At 67.3% G+C, this 17,398-nt stretch carries 16 protein-coding genes and 1 tRNA gene; 9 read left to right on the top strand and 8 right to left on the bottom strand.

What is annotated here, in order from left to right:
• Nucleotides 1–9 precede the first annotated feature (9 nt).
• Together OG804_RS23855 and OG804_RS23860 are read left to right on the top strand one after the other, a co-directional pair.
• Complete coding sequence (locus OG804_RS23855) at nucleotides 10–1,644, top strand: GMC oxidoreductase (RefSeq protein ID WP_328390059.1); 1,635 nt, start codon at nucleotides 10–12, stop codon at nucleotides 1,642–1,644.
• Nucleotides 1,645–1,801: 157 nt separating this feature from the next.
• Entirely contained in the window at nucleotides 1,802–2,644 is an 843-nt protein-coding gene (locus OG804_RS23860; RefSeq protein ID WP_442941610.1) for an ion transporter, read from the top strand.
• On the opposite strand, the gene OG804_RS23865 is transcribed toward OG804_RS23860, so the two are convergent.
• The 3 genes from OG804_RS23865 to OG804_RS23875 all read right to left on the bottom strand — a co-directional run bounded on the left by OG804_RS23865 (nucleotide 2,622) and on the right by OG804_RS23875 (nucleotide 4,702).
• Entirely contained in the window at nucleotides 2,622–3,836 is a 1,215-nt protein-coding gene (locus OG804_RS23865; RefSeq protein WP_328390063.1) for a low temperature requirement protein A, read from the bottom strand. The genes OG804_RS23860 and OG804_RS23865 overlap by 23 nt on opposite strands.
• Before the next feature lie 59 nt (nucleotides 3,837–3,895).
• Complete coding sequence (locus OG804_RS23870; RefSeq protein WP_328390065.1) at nucleotides 3,896–4,354, bottom strand: hypothetical protein; 459 nt, start codon at nucleotides 4,352–4,354, stop codon at nucleotides 3,896–3,898.
• Nucleotides 4,355–4,516: 162 nt separating this feature from the next.
• Entirely contained in the window at nucleotides 4,517–4,702 is a 186-nt protein-coding gene (locus tag OG804_RS23875) for a DUF1918 domain-containing protein (RefSeq protein WP_328390067.1), read from the bottom strand.
• A 212-nt stretch (nucleotides 4,703–4,914) separates the two neighbouring features.
• On the opposite strand from OG804_RS23875, the gene OG804_RS23880 reads away from it, so the two are divergent.
• The 3 genes from OG804_RS23880 (at nucleotide 4,915) to OG804_RS23890 (ending at nucleotide 8,067) form a co-directional block, all read left to right on the top strand.
• Nucleotides 4,915–5,499, top strand: coding sequence for a dihydrofolate reductase family protein (locus tag OG804_RS23880; RefSeq protein WP_328390069.1), 585 nt, complete (start codon nucleotides 4,915–4,917; stop codon nucleotides 5,497–5,499).
• Between the two features lie 189 nt (nucleotides 5,500–5,688).
• On the top strand, nucleotides 5,689–6,954 hold the full coding sequence (locus tag OG804_RS23885) for an aspartate kinase (RefSeq protein ID WP_328390071.1): 1,266 nt from the start codon (nucleotides 5,689–5,691) through the stop codon (nucleotides 6,952–6,954).
• Nucleotides 6,955–7,032: 78 nt separating this feature from the next.
• Complete coding sequence (locus tag OG804_RS23890) at nucleotides 7,033–8,067, top strand: aspartate-semialdehyde dehydrogenase (RefSeq protein WP_328390073.1); 1,035 nt, start codon at nucleotides 7,033–7,035, stop codon at nucleotides 8,065–8,067.
• Between the two features lie 18 nt (nucleotides 8,068–8,085).
• On the opposite strand, the gene OG804_RS23895 is transcribed toward OG804_RS23890, so the two are convergent.
• Complete coding sequence (locus tag OG804_RS23895; protein WP_328390075.1) at nucleotides 8,086–9,444, bottom strand: serine hydrolase domain-containing protein; 1,359 nt, start codon at nucleotides 9,442–9,444, stop codon at nucleotides 8,086–8,088.
• Between the two features lie 507 nt (nucleotides 9,445–9,951).
• On the opposite strand from OG804_RS23895, the gene OG804_RS23900 reads away from it, so the two are divergent.
• A complete protein-coding gene (locus OG804_RS23900; protein ID WP_328390077.1) occupies nucleotides 9,952–10,335 on the top strand; it encodes a hypothetical protein in 384 nt (127 codons plus the stop codon).
• Nucleotides 10,336–10,929: 594 nt separating this feature from the next.
• Here the strand turns inward: OG804_RS23900 and OG804_RS23905 are convergent.
• Nucleotides 10,930–12,186 carry an FAD-dependent monooxygenase gene (locus tag OG804_RS23905; protein ID WP_328390079.1) on the bottom strand — a complete coding sequence of 419 codons (1,257 nt, stop codon included), beginning with the start codon at nucleotides 12,184–12,186 and terminating at the stop codon, nucleotides 10,930–10,932.
• A 106-nt stretch (nucleotides 12,187–12,292) separates the two neighbouring features.
• On the opposite strand from OG804_RS23905, the gene OG804_RS23910 reads away from it, so the two are divergent.
• Together OG804_RS23910 and OG804_RS23915 are read left to right on the top strand one after the other, a co-directional pair.
• Nucleotides 12,293–12,874, top strand: a complete 582-nt coding sequence (locus OG804_RS23910; protein ID WP_328390081.1) for a TetR/AcrR family transcriptional regulator — start codon at nucleotides 12,293–12,295, stop codon at nucleotides 12,872–12,874.
• Nucleotides 12,875–12,985: 111 nt separating this feature from the next.
• Nucleotides 12,986–13,933: an NADP-dependent oxidoreductase gene (locus tag OG804_RS23915; RefSeq protein WP_328390083.1), complete on the top strand. Its 948-nt coding sequence runs from the start codon at nucleotides 12,986–12,988 to the stop codon at nucleotides 13,931–13,933.
• Between the two features lie 237 nt (nucleotides 13,934–14,170).
• Here the strand turns inward: OG804_RS23915 and OG804_RS23920 are convergent, their stop codons facing one another.
• The 3 genes from OG804_RS23920 to OG804_RS23930 form a co-directional block, all read right to left on the bottom strand.
• Nucleotides 14,171–15,394: an arylsulfotransferase family protein gene (locus tag OG804_RS23920; RefSeq protein WP_328390085.1), complete on the bottom strand. Its 1,224-nt coding sequence runs from the start codon at nucleotides 15,392–15,394 to the stop codon at nucleotides 14,171–14,173.
• A gap of 210 nt (nucleotides 15,395–15,604) precedes the next feature.
• Nucleotides 15,605–15,678, bottom strand: a tRNA-Pro gene (locus tag OG804_RS23925).
• An 86-nt stretch (nucleotides 15,679–15,764) separates the two neighbouring features.
• Complete coding sequence (locus OG804_RS23930; protein ID WP_328390087.1) at nucleotides 15,765–16,727, bottom strand: metallophosphoesterase; 963 nt, start codon at nucleotides 16,725–16,727, stop codon at nucleotides 15,765–15,767.
• A 203-nt stretch (nucleotides 16,728–16,930) separates the two neighbouring features.
• Here OG804_RS23930 and OG804_RS23935 point away from each other — a divergent pair, with 203 nt between their 5' ends.
• Nucleotides 16,931–17,395 (top strand): GatB/YqeY domain-containing protein, encoded by a 465-nt coding sequence (locus tag OG804_RS23935; RefSeq protein WP_328390089.1) that lies wholly within the window; start codon nucleotides 16,931–16,933, stop codon nucleotides 17,393–17,395.
• Nucleotides 17,396–17,398 lie beyond the last annotated feature (3 nt).

The raw sequence follows: 17,398 nt of genomic DNA on the forward strand, positions 1-17,398 counted from the left end.
GGTGTCGGGGTGGATAGGCGTGCCCTTTTCAAGGCCGCGGGGGCGGCTGCTCTGATCGGCGCGGTCGGGTCGGCGCTGCCGAGACCCGGAACCGCGCTACCCCGGGCCACTGCGCAACCGGGCTGGCACGACCTGTTCGCCCAGTGGGTCCCGGAGATCTTCGCGCCTCTGCCCGCCCCACCGGAGCACACCGAGGCCATTGTCGTGGGCTCCGGTTTCGGTGCGGCGGTCGCCGCATTACGCCTGGCCCGGGCCGGAGTCGCCACTACCGTGCTGGAGCGTGGTTCGCGCTGGCCCAACGACCCGTGGCGGGAGATCTTCACCGGCGACGACCTGCCCGACGGCCGCGGTTTCTGGCACGCCACCAGCTTCACCGGGGTCACCAAGGTGCCGATGCGGTTCGCGGATTTCGGCGGGGTCCTGGATTGCACCAGGTATCCGGGGATCGACGTATGGCGCGGCGCCGCCGTCGGCGGCGGTTCGGTGGTGTTCACCGGGTCGATGGTCGCGCCCGAACGCCGGTTCTTCGACCACATCTTCGGCGGTGTGGTCGACTACGGCGAACTGGACCGCGTCTACTTTCCCCGGGTCCGTGAGATGCTCCGGCTCGACCTGATGCCCGCCGATATCTACGGTTCGGCGCCGTTCACCCATTCGCGCGCCTGGGACGACCAGGTCCGCAAAGCGGGCTACCGGCCGATCCCCAACGATTCGATCTTCAATTGGGATGTGCTGCGCGGTGAACTGTCCGGCGCGACCCGCGCGTCGGCGACAGCGGGCCGCAGCAACCTCGGCAACTCCAACGGCGCGAAGTTCGATCTCAACCAGAACTATCTGAAGGATGCCGAAGCCACCGGCCGGGCACGGATCTTCCCGGGTCATCGCGTGGACACGATCGCCCAGGAACCCGGGGGCCGGTTCGCGGTGACGGTGACCGAACTCCATCCGACCGGCGCGGAGCGCGGCCGCCGCACGCTCACCTGCGACAAGTTGTTCCTCGGCGCAGGCTCGATCGGGACCTCCGAACTCCTGGTCCGGGCCCGGGAAACCGGCACACTGCCCGAGCTCAACGAACACGTCGGCGACGGCTGGGGCACCAACGGTGATGTGGTGCTGGCACGCGGGGCCAGTTCGGTCGCCGGCAACGGCCAGGGCGTGCCGAGCGCCAGCCGGATCTTCGACGACACGGGCATGGCACTGAGCCTGCAGAACTGGTACATCCCGGGAATCCCGTTCGAGACCGGCGCCCTCGCTTCGCTGGCGATGGTGCTCGACCCCACCCGTACACGGTTCGGCTACGACCCGGCCTCGGGCGGGGTCGGACTCTCCTGGCCGCGCAACGCCCAGGACGAGGTGACGGCGGCGGCCCGGGCGGTGGACCGGGGCATTGCCGATCGGGCCGGTGCGATGGCCGAATACGGCGCTCTGGGATATGACGCGAACGCCCTGTTCACCGCGCACCCGCTGGGCGGGGCGGTACTGGGCCGGGCGACCGACGCCTACGGCCGGGTGCACGGGCATCCGGGTCTGTACGTCATGGACGGTGCGGCGATTCCCGGCAGCACCGGCACCGTCAATCCGTCCCTCACCATCACCGCCTTGGCCGAACGCAATATCGAGGCGATCATCCGCGAGGGCCGATGATCCCCCGGATCCGCTGACTCCGGAGGCGCTCCCCGGGAACGCGTCGTAGGGTCCCGCTCAGTGGTGCGCGTCCCCGGGTACCGGCGTATTCGGCGGTCCGGTCGCGGTCGACCGAGTCATACTTGTCCGCGATCTTTCGGCGTCGAAGGGAATGCAGGTGTCAACACCGCCGTCCACAGAGTCCGACCCCCGTGGCCCGGAGCCGGAGGGCTTTCCCAGAAAACCGCCCGCCCTGTGGACCGATTTCGTCATGCTGGCGCTGGCCGCCGTCTCCGTGGTGCTGGTCTGCTGGATCACCTTCTTCGAGGTCTCGCCCGAGACCTACCGGGTGATCGTCGGAATCGATTACGCGATCTGCGCGGTCTTCGCCGTCGAATTCCTGTGGCGCTGGCGTCGGGGCGGATGGTCGTGGACGTTCCCGCTGGTCTACTGGTACGAACTGCTCGGCATGATCCCCGTGGCCAGCCCTTTCTTCCGTGCGTTCCGGCTGCTGCGGATCGTCGTCATCCTGGTCCGGCTGGCGCGTGTGGCGGACCGGGTGTTCGGGGACCGGGTCACCGCCGCGGTGATCAACCATTCCGTGGGCACGATCGTCGAGGTCATCAAACGCCCGATGACGATCGCGATCATGGAGGAGGTCACCGCGGTCCTGCGGACCGGCCACTACACCCGCAATATCGCGGTCGCGCTGGAGGAGAACCGGGGCGAAATCGACGAGATGATCGTCGAGATGATCAAGAACGATCCGCAGACCGGCCGGGTCCGCTACATCCCCTTCCACGACGAGATCATCCGCCTGGTCGCCGATACCGTCTTCCGGATCCTGTTCCAGGTGCTGGCCGATCCGCGCACCGACGAACTCGTCTCGGACATGATCCGGGAGAACGTCGACCAGATCCGCGATTCGGTGCGGTCCGGGGTGAAGGTGGCGCCCTCGGCCTACGGCCCGACACCGCATCACCTGACCGCACGGCACCTCAACCGGCAGCGGGATGCCTGATGTGATCGCGGGTCTCGGCGAAGCGCAGGGTTTCCCAGGCGATGAGCACCGCCAGGACCACGCACAGCAGGCCCAGGGCTGCCAGCGCCGGTAGTTTCGCGGCGAGCGGGGTGAGCGCGCACAGCACCACGACGGCGACCGGCCGGAGCACGCCCGTCCGCCCGGTGCCGAAGTAGCCGAACCCGATCAGCCCGACGAGGTACAGCACCACCCCGCCGTACAGCGCGACCAGCGGAATTCCGGTGAGTGCGTCGGACAACGTGTGCTCGCTCTCGTCGCCGACATAGGACAGCACCTTCTTCAGTCCCAGCGAGAGCGCGATGATGCCCACGATCATCGGAAAGTGCCAGAAGGTGTAGCAGGTCCGGGCGATCTGGATCTGGCGCGCCCCGGTGGCCGTGCGCAGCGCGTGCTCGACCCGCAGCGCGTCGGTATCGAAATACGCCCACCACAGCAGGCCTGACACCATGAGCCCGAGCATGGCCGCGACCACGATCGGCCAGGAAACCGGGAGACCGGCTACGCCGATGCCGATGGCCACGATCGATTCGCCCAGCGCCACGATGATGATCAGACCGTGGCGTTCGGCGAAATGGCCGGCGGAGTTCAGGCGCCAGTCGTTGCCCGCGAAGTGCGTCCACAGGTAGTCGCCGCCGATCGCCGCGATCCACAGGCAGATCTGCAGGGTGCCGCTGGTCATGGCGGCGATCACCAGCAGTGTGGTGCCTACCGTGATCGAACCGAGGGCCCAGCGCAGCACCTGCCCGCGCAACTGGGGATCCTCGACGCTGGCCAGCCAGAACATCACCAGATGCACCATTCGGACCAGCAGATAGGCCATCGCGAAGACCAGCGGCCCGTACCAGCCGCCGGGCATGTCGTGGAATGCCTCGGGGATCGTGATCGCGGCGACGAATCCGCCGCCCATCGCGACGAATATGGCGACTCGGGTCACTCCTTCGTCGGCGCGTATCACATTCCCGAGCCAGGCGTAGTCGATCCACACCCACCACAGCACCGCCAGCACCAGCAGCGACCGCAGCATGTTCACCGCGGTGGGTTCTTCGGCGGCCAGATCGGTGACCATGGTGAAGGCGAAGACCAGGACCAGGTCGAAGAAGAGTTCCAGCTGGGTGACCGAGGAATCCTCGCCCATCTGCTGGATCCGGGTGCGTCGCGTGAGACCTCGCATGGCCCTATCGTGGCAGCCCGCGGGCGGCGTTCGCCGGTGACGCGCGCCGGGTCCGGAGGTCAGACGAGGTCGTAGGCCTCGGATTCGGGGTACTGCTCGGCGTAGGCGATGAAGTTCTCCACGAGGGCTTCGTAGGACCTGCGGACCGTTTTCTTGCGTAGGAAACCCGGCATCGGCATCGGCATGTACTGCTCGACGTGCAGCAGTACATCGCTACCGGTTTCGCCCGCGCTGACCTCGAAGAATCCGCCGCCCTTGATTCCGCGCGTGCTGTCGGAGACCTCCCACGACATCCGGTTCTCCGACCAGCCGAATTCCCATACCTGCATATCCGGGGTATTGCTGACGGAAACCTGGATGAACATCCGCCGTGGCCGTCCTTCGTCGTCGCGGGCGGCCACGCGCGCGTCCTCGAAGTCGGGCGACCATTCGGACAGCATCTCGACCGCCATCAACGCGTCCAGCACCTGGCCCGGGTCGGCCGCGACGTCGAATCTGATATCGGTCTTCGTACGCATGGTTCCTCGCACCCCCGGTTATTACGAATCGGCCACGATTGTCGCCTGGGGTCGCGTGATCGTCAACACGCGGGTTTCCGTCCGGCGGGAAGCCGACTCGCCGGCATACCGGCCGCAAATGGTTCGGGACCGGTATGTGAGTACCTGCCGGGGCGGGGCAGGTCAGAGTGGTCGTTCGACCGTCGCGTCCGGTCCGGGGAAGACCAGGGACTCGTGTCCGTCCTCGAAACGCACCATATACGGCGGTGTTCCGTCCGGGCCGTGTATCTCGACGATCTCACCTTCGTGATCACTCTGGCCGACGGTGTGCCCGTGCACGTGCAAGCGGTCTCCGACGTTCGCCATCATGGCCTCATTATTCGAGCAACATGGCAGGTGTCACAAGCCTTGTCCGGTTGCTATTACTCTTTCGCCGCCGCCGCGCGGTCACGGCCGGGAGACCTCGATCGTCGCGTCGGCGATCGAGGTCCGGCAACCGAATCCGTTGCTTGACACCACTACGTGTGTAGTACTACGTTTAAACCACTTCAAATAAAGTACTACGAATAGGGCGGTATCTGATGCGAAAGCTGGTCTACTACGTGGGCGTCTCCCTCGACGGCTACATCGCCGGCCCCGCCGGGGAGGTCGACTTCTATCCGCTCGCCGGCGATATGGCCGAGTGGATCAACGCCCGTTATCCCGAATCCGTGCCGAGTCATATCCGGGAGCACGCCGGCATCGCGCCCGACGTGCCGAACCGGCACTGGGACACGCTGGTCATGGGTCGCGGCACCTATGAACCCGCCCGCTCCGCCGGCATCACGAGTCCGTACACCCACCTGAAGCAGTACATCGTCTCCACCACCCTGGAGAAGATCGACGATCCGGAGGTGGAACTCGTCCGCACCGACCCGGTCGAACTGGTGCGACGCCTCAAACGGGCGGACGGGCCGGAGGGCAAGGACATCTGGCTGTGCGGTGGTGGCAAGCTCGCCGGTGAGCTGATCGACGAGATCGACCAACTCATCTTCAAGAGCTATCCGGTATTGGCCGGCGCCGGGGTCCCCGCGCTCGGCGGGCGCTTCCGGCCTGTCCTTTTCACTCCGGTGAAACGACAGGAATTCAGTAATGGGGCGCAGGTCACCTGGTTCGACCGGGCCTGAACGCCGCTGGTCCGCCCACCCCGCCCACCCCGCGCGTCCGGCGCGTCCGGCGGGTGCGGGCGCAGGTAAACGTGACGTCACACGGCTGTGTGTTATTCCACAACCAGGGCGGATACTCCCGGAACAGCGGCACCGGCATCGGTACGCTATTGCACTGATCGCCTGTTCGCCGACATTGGAGGACCCCTCGTGGCACTCGTTGTCCAGAAGTACGGAGGATCCTCGGTAGCCTCTGCCGACCGGATCCGTCGCGTCGCCGAACGGATCGTCGAGACGAAGAAGCAGGGCCACGACGTCGTCGTGGTCTGCTCGGCCATGGGCGATACCACCGACGAACTGCTCGACCTGGCCGAACAGGTCTCTCCCGCGCCGCCGGCCCGGGAGATGGACATGCTGCTCACCTCCGGTGAACGCATCTCCAACGCACTGGTGGCCATGGCTATCCACAGTCTCGGCGCCGAGGCGCGGTCGTTCACCGGCTCCCAGGCCGGTGTCATCACCACGTCGGTGCACGGTAAGGCCAAGATCATCGACGTCACCCCGGGCCGCCTCCGCGAAGCCCTCGACGAAGGCACGATCGTGCTGGTCGCGGGTTTCCAGGGCGTCAGCCAGGACAGCAAGGACGTCACCACGCTGGGGCGCGGTGGTTCCGACACCACCGCCGTCGCGCTGGCCGCCGCGCTCGAGGCCGACGTCTGTGAGATCTATACCGACGTGGACGGAGTGTTCACGGCCGATCCGCGCATCGTCAACGACGCGCAGAAGCTCGAGCAGGTCTCCTACGAGGAGATGCTGGAGATGGCGGCCTGCGGGTCGAAGGTGCTGATGCTGCGCTGCGTCGAATACGCACGCCGCTACAACGTGCCCGTGCATGTGCGTTCGTCCTATACCGACAAGCAGGGCACCTACGTATACGGATCGATGGAGGACATTCCCTTGGAACAAGCAATCCTGACGGGCGTCGCGCACGACCGCAGCGAGGCCAAGGTGACCGTAGTCGGGCTGCCGGACGAACCCGGCTACGCGGCCAAGGTGTTCCGTTACGTGGCCGAGGCCGAGATCAATATCGATATGGTCCTGCAGAACATCTCCAAGGTGGAGACCGGCAAGACCGACATCACCTTCACCCTCCCCAAATCCGACGGGGTCCGGGCAGTGGAGATGCTGAGCAAGTACCAGGGCGATATCGGTTTCTCCCAGGTGCTCTACGACGACCACATCGGCAAGGTGTCGCTGGTCGGCGCCGGAATGAAGAGCCACCCGGGGGTCACCGCCACCTTCTGTGAGGCGCTGGCCGAGGCCGGAATCAATATCGACCTCATCTCCACCTCCGAGATCCGCATCTCGGTGCTGGTCAAGGACACCGAACTCGACGACGCCGTGCAGGTCCTGCACCGTGCCTTCGACCTCGGCGGCGACGAGGTCGCCGTCGTACACGCCGGAACGGGGCGCTGACGTGATCGGGTCAGGCGCGGAGGAGGCAGCGCAGCGTAACCACGTAGCGCTCCCGATCATGTCGAAAGGAAACAGCCCATGGGTGTTCGCGTAGGTGTGGTCGGCGCGACCGGGCAGGTCGGCGCCGTGATGCGCAAACTTCTCGAGGAACGTGATTTCCCGGCCGACGAACTGCGGTTCTTCGCGTCGGCGCGGTCCGCCGGCAAGAAGCTGCCGTGGCGCGGCGGCGAGATCGTGGTGGAGGACACCGAGACCGCCGATCCCGCGGGCCTGGATATCGCCCTGTTCTCCGCGGGCGCCACCATGTCGCGGGTGCAGGCGCCGCGTTTCGCGGCCGCCGGGGTCACCGTGATCGACAACTCGTCGGCCTGGCGCAAAGACCCGGAGGTCCCGCTGGTGGTCAGCGAGGTCAACCCGGAACAGACCCGCAATTTGGTCAAGGGCATCATCGCCAACCCCAACTGCACCACCATGGCCGCGATGCCGGTGCTCAAACCACTGCACGACGCGGCCGGCCTGCAGCGGCTGATCGTGTCCAGCTATCAGGCGGTTTCCGGTAGTGGTCTGGCCGGTGTCGAGGAACTCGCGTCGCAGACCCGCGCGGTGATCGACGATGCCGAGAAGCTCACCCACGACGGCAGCGCCGTGGATTTCCCGGCCCCGAACAAGTACGTCGCCCCGATCGCGTTCAATGTGCTGGCCTTGGCCGGCGCGCTGGTGGACGACGGATCCGGCGAGACCGACGAGGACCAGAAGCTGCGCAACGAGAGCCGCAAGATCCTCGGTCTGCCGGATCTGCTGGTCAGCGGCACCTGTGTCCGGGTTCCGGTGTTCACCGGTCACTCATTGTCGATCAACGCCGAATTCGCCGACCCGCTGTCGGTGCAGCGGGCCCAGGAGATCCTGGCCAAGGCGTCCGGGGTGAAGCTGGTCGACGTTCCCACCCCGCTGGCGGCGGCCGGCAAGGACGAATCGCTGGTCGGCCGGATCCGCCAGGATCCGGGTGTGCCCGACGGCCGCGGCCTGGCGCTGTTCATCTCCGGCGACAACCTGCGCAAGGGCGCCGCGCTGAACACCATCCAGATCGCGGAGGTACTGCTCGCCGACCGCTGAGGGCGGCCGCCGTCCGGTTCAGTGGATTCCCGGTGTGCGCGGATCGGTTCCGAGGCAGGCCAGGAGAACACAGCCGGGCGGCGCGTCGCTGAACGGCGCCGCGAGTGGTGCGCCGAGGCAGTCGAACACAGTGCAGCCCGGATACGCCGACGGCCCGATCCCGAACACGGCCAGCAGGATATCGGTGTCGATATAGGAGTTGGGATCGGTCCGCAGTGGCGGTTCCACATACGGCCCGGGGTCGGGCACCGGCGGTTCCTGGAATGCGGCGAACAACAGGCGGAAGAACTCGTGCGGCAATTCGCCGGTGTTCTGGATGATCCCGCCGGGCCCGTAGGCGCTCACGTTCCCGAACACTCCGGTCCACATCACCATCAGATCCAGGCTGGGCACGACGAACACGTTCTGCAGGCCGACTCCGGCCATCGCATAGGTGTCGGGCGGCATGAACGAAGGATTCTCCGCACAATCGGGTCCGGTCCAGAACAGGTAGCCGTAGCAGGGGTTCGTGGCCGAGGGGCTGGTGGCGTGGGACAGGTACTGCGCGGGCACTATCCGACGCCCGTTCCAGTTGCCGTCGTTCGCGACGAGCAGTCCGAGTTTCGCCAGATCGTTCGGCGGGATCAGCAGATGCGCGTAACCGTAGGTGTGGCCGGATCGGTCGCGCGCCCAATACCAGTCGCCGCGTTCGATACCCAGCGGCGCGAACAACTCGCGCTGCGCGAACTCCTGCAGCGGTTCCCCGACCGCCAGCTCCAGGACGTACGAGAGCAGATCGACGGTGCGCTGGCTGTAGGTGAACACGGTGCCGGGCTGGTGATCCAGCGGTACGCCCAGGGCCTGCACCGCGCTGTTCGGATCGAGCGGGACGGCTCCGGTGAGGCCTTCGGTCACTACGCCTGTACGCATGCCCGAGGTCTCGGTGAGCAAGTTCTCGACGGTGATGGCCCGGTGTCGCGAGTCGCCCAGCCCCGGCGGCAGATACCGGTCGATGGGCGCGTCGATATCGATACGGCCGTGTCCGGCCGCGATGCCGGTGAGCAGCGAGACCACGCTTTTGGTCACGCTCCACACGTTCCAGGGGGTATCGCCGGTCCGCTCGTTCTCCGAGCCCGCACCGATCAGGCAGTTGTGCCGAAAAACCTGGATGTTCAAACGATTCCGGCTCTGAGCGAAGGCCAGTGCGTCGGCCAGGCGGGCCGAATCCAGACCGACCTGTTCCGGCTCGGCCCGGGCCGGTTCCCGGCCGGAGGACACCTCGCATTCGGTGGCCGGTTGTCCGTGTCCGGGAGTCGCCTGCGCATGCGCCGCGAATACCTGCCCTGCTATCAGTGTCACCGCCGTGACCCCCGCCAGGAGCCCACCGAAACGCACCATGCGGATCACACTAACGCTCGTTACGGGGGAAGGCCGGTACCGGCGACGCGACGTTCCGGACAGCGCGCCGCCCCTGACTCGATCGGCGGATCGGGTCAGGGGCGGTCTGCTACCGGCACGAGGTGTCGCGGTGCCGGCACGGTCTCGGCGCGGGCCCTGCTAGGCGTACCTCCGCGTGCGCTCCGGCCATGCGCGTGCCGCGGACGGGCTGGGCCCAGCTACACCCGTCAGAGCAGCCCGAACCAGTAGAACGCACAGGCCAGAGCCCATACGACCAACGTATCCATCCACACTCCCACTCGTTGTCGTAGCGGATGCCTCCATGATGCCCGAGATACCGGGATCCCGGCAGCGAAGGCCCAGCTGTGCCCCGACCTTGTCTGCACTGTGACGAATCGTGGTCGCAGCGTTATAAGTTCACGTTAAGAGCGCGCCAAGTGCGGGGCCGCATTGTTGGTGTCGACGCCGGAACAACCGGCACGAGGACACTGCGAACAGGAACCGTAGATGATCAGCAAGCTGACCGCCGCGCTCACCCTGCCCGCCACCACCGTGGTGCCGGCCGCCGGGCCCGCCGCGGCTACCGAAGGTGAGCCGGGCACCGCCCTGACCCGTCGGGCCACCTACACCCACGACGACGAGATCGTCATCGAAGTCGACGCGCCGGCGGTCTACGCCCAGGCCCGTTACCAGCCGGGGCAGCACCAGCAGATCAGGTGTCGCACGGTGATCGTCGACGGCGCGCAGGGCGCCCTGTCCGGCGCGGGTGAGAGGGAGACCGGCACGGCCGGCGTTACCGAACCGGCCGAGATGGACGGTACCGAGATCGCGACCGGCTACCTGATCAAGGACGGTCGCACCGAACTCGGCGTATTCGACTCCTGCCAGTAGTCGAATACGCCGTCCTGTGGGGGTGGGGTGCGGACCGGTGCCTGGGGAGGACCCGGAAAGTACCCCGGCAAGTGGGGGAGCGGGGTGGATCCGGGGGAGGGATCCGCTGGGCGGGGACGAGGTGGTTCCGGGACCTGGGGAGGAACCGGAACCGCCTCGGCGCAGGGGTGGGGTGGACGAACCGGCGGGGGAGCCGGGGAGTCCGGTGAGCCGGTCTGTCCCGCGGGGTGGCAGACCGGCCCACGGGCCGGCGGCATCGTCCGACCGGGCCGGTCTCGCGGGGTGACCGGGCCGGACGGACGGCCATCGAGTGAGAGTTCGGCTCTTCCGGATGCTCAGCAGCGGAATCGGAACATGGTATGAGTCCAGGTGATCCGGTCCGCCGCCGCGAAAGGTAACCGTTCGAGGATCGATGATGGCGCTACGGCAGCACGGCCGGTCGGACGAAAGTGGGTAGGTCGCCTGCGTCCGGCCGGCCGCAGGCCCGGCCGATGCCGGAATCCGCGTCGGGACGCACAGTGAAGTCCGGGCGACCGCAATGGTGACGGTCGAGTGGGTTTCTCGTTCCACTCCGGCCGCGCCCGGCGCAGGTCCTTATTTCGCCACCGGGAGCGGGTCGGCGGCGGAGTAATCGGGGAGTGTGTAGTCCTCGGTCCCGGACAGCATGCGCGTCATCAGCGGCGCCATCAGCCGGGAGGTGGTGAACCGGACGAGAGCCAGCGAGGCCCTGATACCCGTTCGGGTCTTCGGAGTCATGGCCTTCACCCCGCCCGGCGGCAGCTGCTGAGCGGATTCCACGAACGGGCGCAAGATTTCGGTGTACCGCGCCAGTGCCGCGGTCGGCTGGTCCGGGGTGCGAGTGATCTCACCGACCAGTACGTAGGCGCCCACCAGCGCCATGGCCGTGCCCTGCCCGCTGAGCGGCGACCCGCAGTAACCGGCGTCGCCGACCAGCGCGATCCGTTCGGTTGTCCAGCGGGGCATGGTGATACGCGCGAGCTCGTCGAAGTAGAAGTCGTCGGCCCGCTCCATGGCCGCGGCGACCTCCGGGGCGAGCCAGTCACCGTCGGTGAGGCGTTCGCGCAGGAGCCGCTGCTGGGCGGCGGTGTCGCGCCGCAGGGCCGGATCGGCCGGCATCCGAACGCTGATCATCGCCTTCGTGGTCGCGGGGTCGGCGTCCGGACGGAAGGCGAGGAACGTCCCGCCCGGCATCAGGTGCACGGTCATCCAGTGTGGCCGGATCCCGGCCGGTGTGGGCATGGTGAAGTAGGACGTGTACCCGCCGAGGTAGGTGCTGAACTGTTCTTCGGGCCCGAACGCCAGTCGGCGAGTGGCCGAGTGCAGACCGTCGGCGCCGATCACCAGGTCGAACTCTTCGGTGCCGCCGGAGGCGAACTCCACCGTGACGCCGTCGCCGTGTTCATGGAGCGCGTTGATCTGCTCGCCGTACCGGTAGTCGATACCGGGCCGGCCGGTTTCCGCGGCGATCGCGTCGAGCAGTACCTGGTTCAGATCGCCGCGGGTGATCTCGATTTCGGCCACCGCGCCCTTGCCTTCGAAGAGTTCGGCCGGCATCCGGGCCGCTTCGCTGCCGGTGGAGTCGACATAGACCACGCCGCGCTCGTCGAGCTGGTGCCGCCGGATTCCCGGCATGAGCCCCATCCGTTCCGCGACCCCGCGGCTGGGTCCACGCAGGTCGACGGCCTGGCCGCCGGGCCGGGGCGCGGCGGCGCGTTCGATCACCGTGGGCCGGATTCCGGCTCGGAGCAATTGAAGTGCGACCGCGTTGCCGGCGATACCGCCGCCGGAGATGAGCACTCGGAGTTTCGCTGCGGTGGGCTGTGTGGTCATCGAGGTCCCCGTTCGAGGTTTTGATCGAATGTCTTAGACAAATGTCTAACACAGGACTAGAACGTATGTCTAGAACAAATGTCTAAGACCTGGCTAGAGTGGTCGTATGGGAAACAAGGAGGATCTGCTGGCGGCCGCCCGCACCTGCATCTACGAGCGTGGGTTCGCCGCCACCACGGCCCGTGACATCGCGACCACCGCGGGAGTCAGCCTGGCGGCCATCGGATATCACTTCGGTTCGAAGGACCGCCTGCTCACCGAGGCCTTCACCGATGAGACCGGCCGGGTGATCGGTGACGACCTCGAGCGGCGGATCAGGGCCACGGCCGGACAATCGCCGGGCGAGGCGTTTTCGTGGGTATGGGACGGGATGGCCGACCTCTTCGCCGCCAACCGGGAGGTGCTGGTGGCGAGTATGGAAAACCTGGTCCGCATCTACCGGACTCCGAGTGAACGGCCCAGGATGGAGGAGATGCAAGATTTCGCCGTCTCCGAGATCGCGGATCTACTGGTCGAAACCTATCCCGGCCTCGACGGCTCCCGGGGGCGTGCCGTCGCCGAGCTGTACTTCATCATCCTGAACGGCCTGGTCATGCAGTGGATGGGCAACCCCGAGGGCTCAGTGCCCAGTGGAGCCCGGCTGGGCGAAGCGCTTGCCGCGCTGTCATCGGAATCGAGTCCGGGCTAGCGGGTGGCGCCGAACAGCTTCCGATGGGCGTAGCGGCCGGTCGTGGAATACCGTCGGAGCTGGCCCTGTTGGCTTGGTTTGATAGCTATCAAACCGAAAGGTGGGCGAACTATGTGGGTCATCGGTTTCGACGAGCCCGGGGGTCCCGAGGTACTGCGGGGCTTCGATCTCCCAGAACCGGCCGTCGGCCCCGGGCAGGTGCGGATCCGCGTGCGAGCCGCGGCCGTCAACCCATCCGATGTCGTGACGCGTAGCGGGTTGTCGCAACCACGGTACGCGGCGGTGAACCCGCCCTATGTACCCGGCTGGGACGCGGCGGGAACGGTCGATGAGGCCGACCCCGCGACCGGCTGGCGCGTCGGCGACGAGGTCGTGGCGATCACCCTGCCGGTGCTCGATGGCGGCGGAGCTTACGCGGAGAAGATCGTCGTCCCGGCGGAATCGGTGGCCGCCCTGCCGGCGGGCCGGGATTTCGCGTCCGCCGCGACCCTTCCCATGAACGGACTCACGGCGTGGCAGGCCCTCGACCGCCTGGCGCTGGAGCCCGGGCAGTCGCTCGTCGTCACCGGTGCGGCCGGTGCGGTCGGCGGATACGCGATCGAGTTGGCGAAACACGCGGGTCTCCAGGTGATCGCCGATGCCGCCCCCGCGGACCGTGACCTGGTCCGGACCCTGGGCGCCGATATCATCGTCGACCGCGGCGCCGAGACCGCCGCGCAGATCCGCGCGCACCTTCCGGGTGGAGTGGACGCCGTGATCGACGCCGCGCTGCTGCGCGACGAGATCACCCCGGTGATCCGCGCCGGTGGGGGCTACGCCGCCCTGCGCACCGCGCAGCTTTCCGGCGGTGTCACCCCCCGTCCCGGCCTGACCGTCCACGAGATCTTCGTCGGCACCGATATCCACGAGAAGGACCGGCTCGATCGTCTCTCCGAACTGGCCGCGTCCGGCGTACTGTCCCTGCGCGTAGCGGACGTGCTGCCCGCCGAACAAGCGAGCGAAGCCCATCGCCGGCTCGAACGCGGCGGGGTGCGCGGCCGGATCGTCCTCGAGTTCTGACTCGCGGCCGTCGCCGATTCGGCCGGATCGGTCCTACTGACTCGCCCGCGGTTTCGGCGGTGCCGACCGGGTCCACCTTCATCGATGATCAGCCCTCGGCCGAGAAATCGGCCGAGGGCTGATATGCCCCACACTGCCCGATCCCGTCGACCGGGCATCGGCATGTCCCAACAGGTTGCCGGTCGCGCCGGACAGCGAACGACGGCAGTTGATGAACCGGCCGCGCCCGGACTGCGATCACTTCCCGGCCGGAGCCCAATCCTCCAGGTAGGCGCGGTAGGTCCCCAGCGGGAGCGCGGCGTCGAAGACCAGGTCGCCGGTGGGGGAGAACTCCGAGATATGCGGCGCCATACCCCAGCCCACCAGTGTGTTCCCATTGTCGAGACCCTGTGCGTTCCCCATGGCGAAAGCAGTCAGCCCCGCGGGGTGGGTCTGGTTGCGCGCCAGTGTCGCCCGCCGGGCGCCGAGATCCAGATCGATCCATTGCGCACTGGAGGTGCCGAGCGTGGTGAAACCGCTCGAGTTGTTGTTGAACAGCCGCAGCGTGTCGTCGTCGGCGAATTCCGCGTCGTGCTGAAACGCGAACTGCACGCCCGGCCCCAGCTCGAAAGTGGAGTTCTTGCCACCCAGCCGCCAGTTGATCGCCCCGGTGTGGATGTCCACGTTGTACACGGTGGAGGTGTTACGCATGGAGAGCACCAGGTTCCCCGCGGGATCCAGGCTGATCGCGTTCATGTGATACGGATCGTAAACGCCGCTGCCCGGCAACTTGCCGGCCTCCGCACTCTCGGTGAGCGGTACGTTCTCGGCGGCACTCCAACGGAACAGCACCTGCTTGCTCGCGATATCCACCACCGACGCGACAGTGTCGAACATCCGGGCGTCCACGGGACCGCCGATCGCCGACAGATCGGCCGTCACCTCATGGTAGGAGGTGATCAGGGCTCGTCCGTCGGGCGTGATCCGGAACTCGTGCACATCACTGGAATCGCCGCCCGGCGAGAGCGTTTCGATGATATTGCCGTGCTCGTCTGCGATCACGTCCACCCCGGAGCCGTGTCCGCCGACCGTCGTGCCCTGCCACCAGGTCAGCACCCGTTCGCCCCGATAATTCTGTGCCCGGAAGTTCGACACGCTCTGCCCCGGCGGCGGGGTGTACCGCCATATCTCGCGGCCGGACTTGTCCCGCACGATGTTCGCGGGCGCGGTGGGAGGCAGCTGCGACAGCAGCGGCTCGACACCCGGCACCAGCGCAGCAGCGCTCATTCCGGTCGAGTAGTAGACATAGCCGGGGCTGCCCGCCGGGCTGTTCACCTCGACGGTGTAGGCCGGCGCACCGACCGGCAGAGTGGGCCGCGCTGGTTGGGCGGAGGCCGCCTGCGGTATCAGCACGGAGACACCGAATGCGAGGGTCGCCCCCGCGACCGTCGTACGGAGGGCGCGGCGCGTGGTCCCGACCATGAAACTCCTTAACTGAGGTCATGAATATTCGGGGACGCTACACCCGAATTCTGTGGACGCTGTGGCGACCGGACGGAGCGTCCCCGGGCGGGCAGGGCCTGCATTCCCGCACGCCGGACGGAGGGGTCGGATCGGCGGTGGCGAGCCAGGGAAACGAGAAAGGCCCCTGACCATCGGTCAGGGGCCTTATCGTGTCTCGACCAACACGAGTCGGGGTGGCGGGATTTGAACCCACGACCTCTTCGTCCCGAACGAAGCGCGCTACCAAGCTGCGCCACACCCCGTGAAGTGGACCTGCGATAGCTTACCCCAGGTCCCGTCCGGAAAAGAAACCGCCAGTTCAGCGTCTATTTTCCGGCGGCGGCCAGAGCTACCGGGCCACCGCCTGCGATGTCGAGATACCGCGGCCGGAGTCGGCGGCCGGTTGTTTCGGCGGGACGGCGACGAGGGTGAGCAGGGTGGCCTCGGGGCGACAGCAGAAGCGGTACGGCGCCCAGGGGGAGGTGCCGATCCCGGCCGAGACGTGCAGCCGGGTGTGCGCGCCCCACTTGGACGGCCCTTTCACCCGCGAGCGATCGATATCGCAGTTGGTGACCAGGGCGCCGTAGCCGGGCAGGCAGAGCTGCCCGCCGTGGGTGTGACCGGCCAGGACGAGGTCGTAGCCGTCCTCGGCGAAGCGGTCCAGGACCCGCGGTTCCGGCGAGTGCGTCAGACCGATCCGGAGATCGGCGAGCGGGTTGGGGGCGCCGGCGATGGTGTCGTAGCGGTCGCGCTGCAGATGCGGATCGTCGACGCCCGCGCTGGCGATCCGGATACCGCCGACCTCGATATCTCGCCGGGTATGTGTCAGGTCCAGCCAGCCGCGTTCGGTGAACGCCGCGCGCAGATCCTTCCAGGGCAAGGGTGCGCCGTGTACCCGCTTGTGGTTCTTGTCGAAGTACTTCAGCGGGTTCTTCGGCACCGGCGCGAAGTAGTCGTTGCTGCCGAACACGAACAGGCCCGGCCGCGACAGCAGCGGGCCCAGGGACTGGACCACCGCGGGAACGGCCTTCTGGTGGGACAGGTTGTCGCCCGTATTGATCACCAGGTCGGGTTCCAGCCGGTCGAGTTCGCGCAGCCACTGCTGTTTGAGTTTCTGCCCGGGGGTCATGTGCAGATCGCTGATGTGCAACAACCGCAGCGGCGCCGAGCCCGGTCGAAGTACCGGCATGGTGGCTTCGCGCAGAACGAAGGCATTGCGTTCGATCAAAGAGGCGTAGCCGACTCCGGCCGCCGCGACTCCGGCGGCGCCGAAGGCGGTTCGGCGCAGGGCCGACGTCGAGATCACGGGCATTTGCCCAGCATAGGTGACCAGCACGCTGTGCGCGCAGCGTGTTGAGCCACAGTTTCCGCGGCGTGGGGGGTCGATGACACGGCGTGGCGGCCGGTGGGAGGCCTGTGGCCTGGGAAATACCCCGAACCACCGCGACCCGGACACGCCCGCTTCAGCGGGTAATCCGGTGGGCGTGGCGGGGTGCAGCGGCTACCGTTCTGCGCATGTCGGAACTGAAATCGAGGCTGCGCGCGGATATGACCGCCGCGATGAAGGCGAAGGATTCGCTGCGTCTGAACACTCTGCGGATGTTGCTGGCCGCCATCCAGACGGCCGAGGTCGCCGGGAAGGAAGCCCGCGAACTGTCCGATGCCGAGGTCGTCGCGGTCCTGACCAAGGAATCGAAGAAACGCAACGAATCCGCCGAGATCTACACCCAGGCGGGCCGCGGTGAGCTGGCGGCCAACGAACACGCCGAGGCGCGGATCATCGACGAATACCTGCCCACCCAGCTCACCGACGCCGAAGTCGCCGATGTCGCCGATACCGCGATCGCCCAGGTCGCGGAGGAACTGGGCGAACGGCCCGGAATGCGGCAGATGGGCCAGGTCATGAAGGTCGCGACCGGGCTCGCCGCCGGTCAGGCCGACGGCTCCCGGATCTCGGCGGCGGTGAAGGCGCGACTCTAGGTT

The organism is Nocardia sp. NBC_00416, from assembly GCF_036032445.1.
Classification (GTDB): domain Bacteria; phylum Actinomycetota; class Actinomycetes; order Mycobacteriales; family Mycobacteriaceae; genus Nocardia.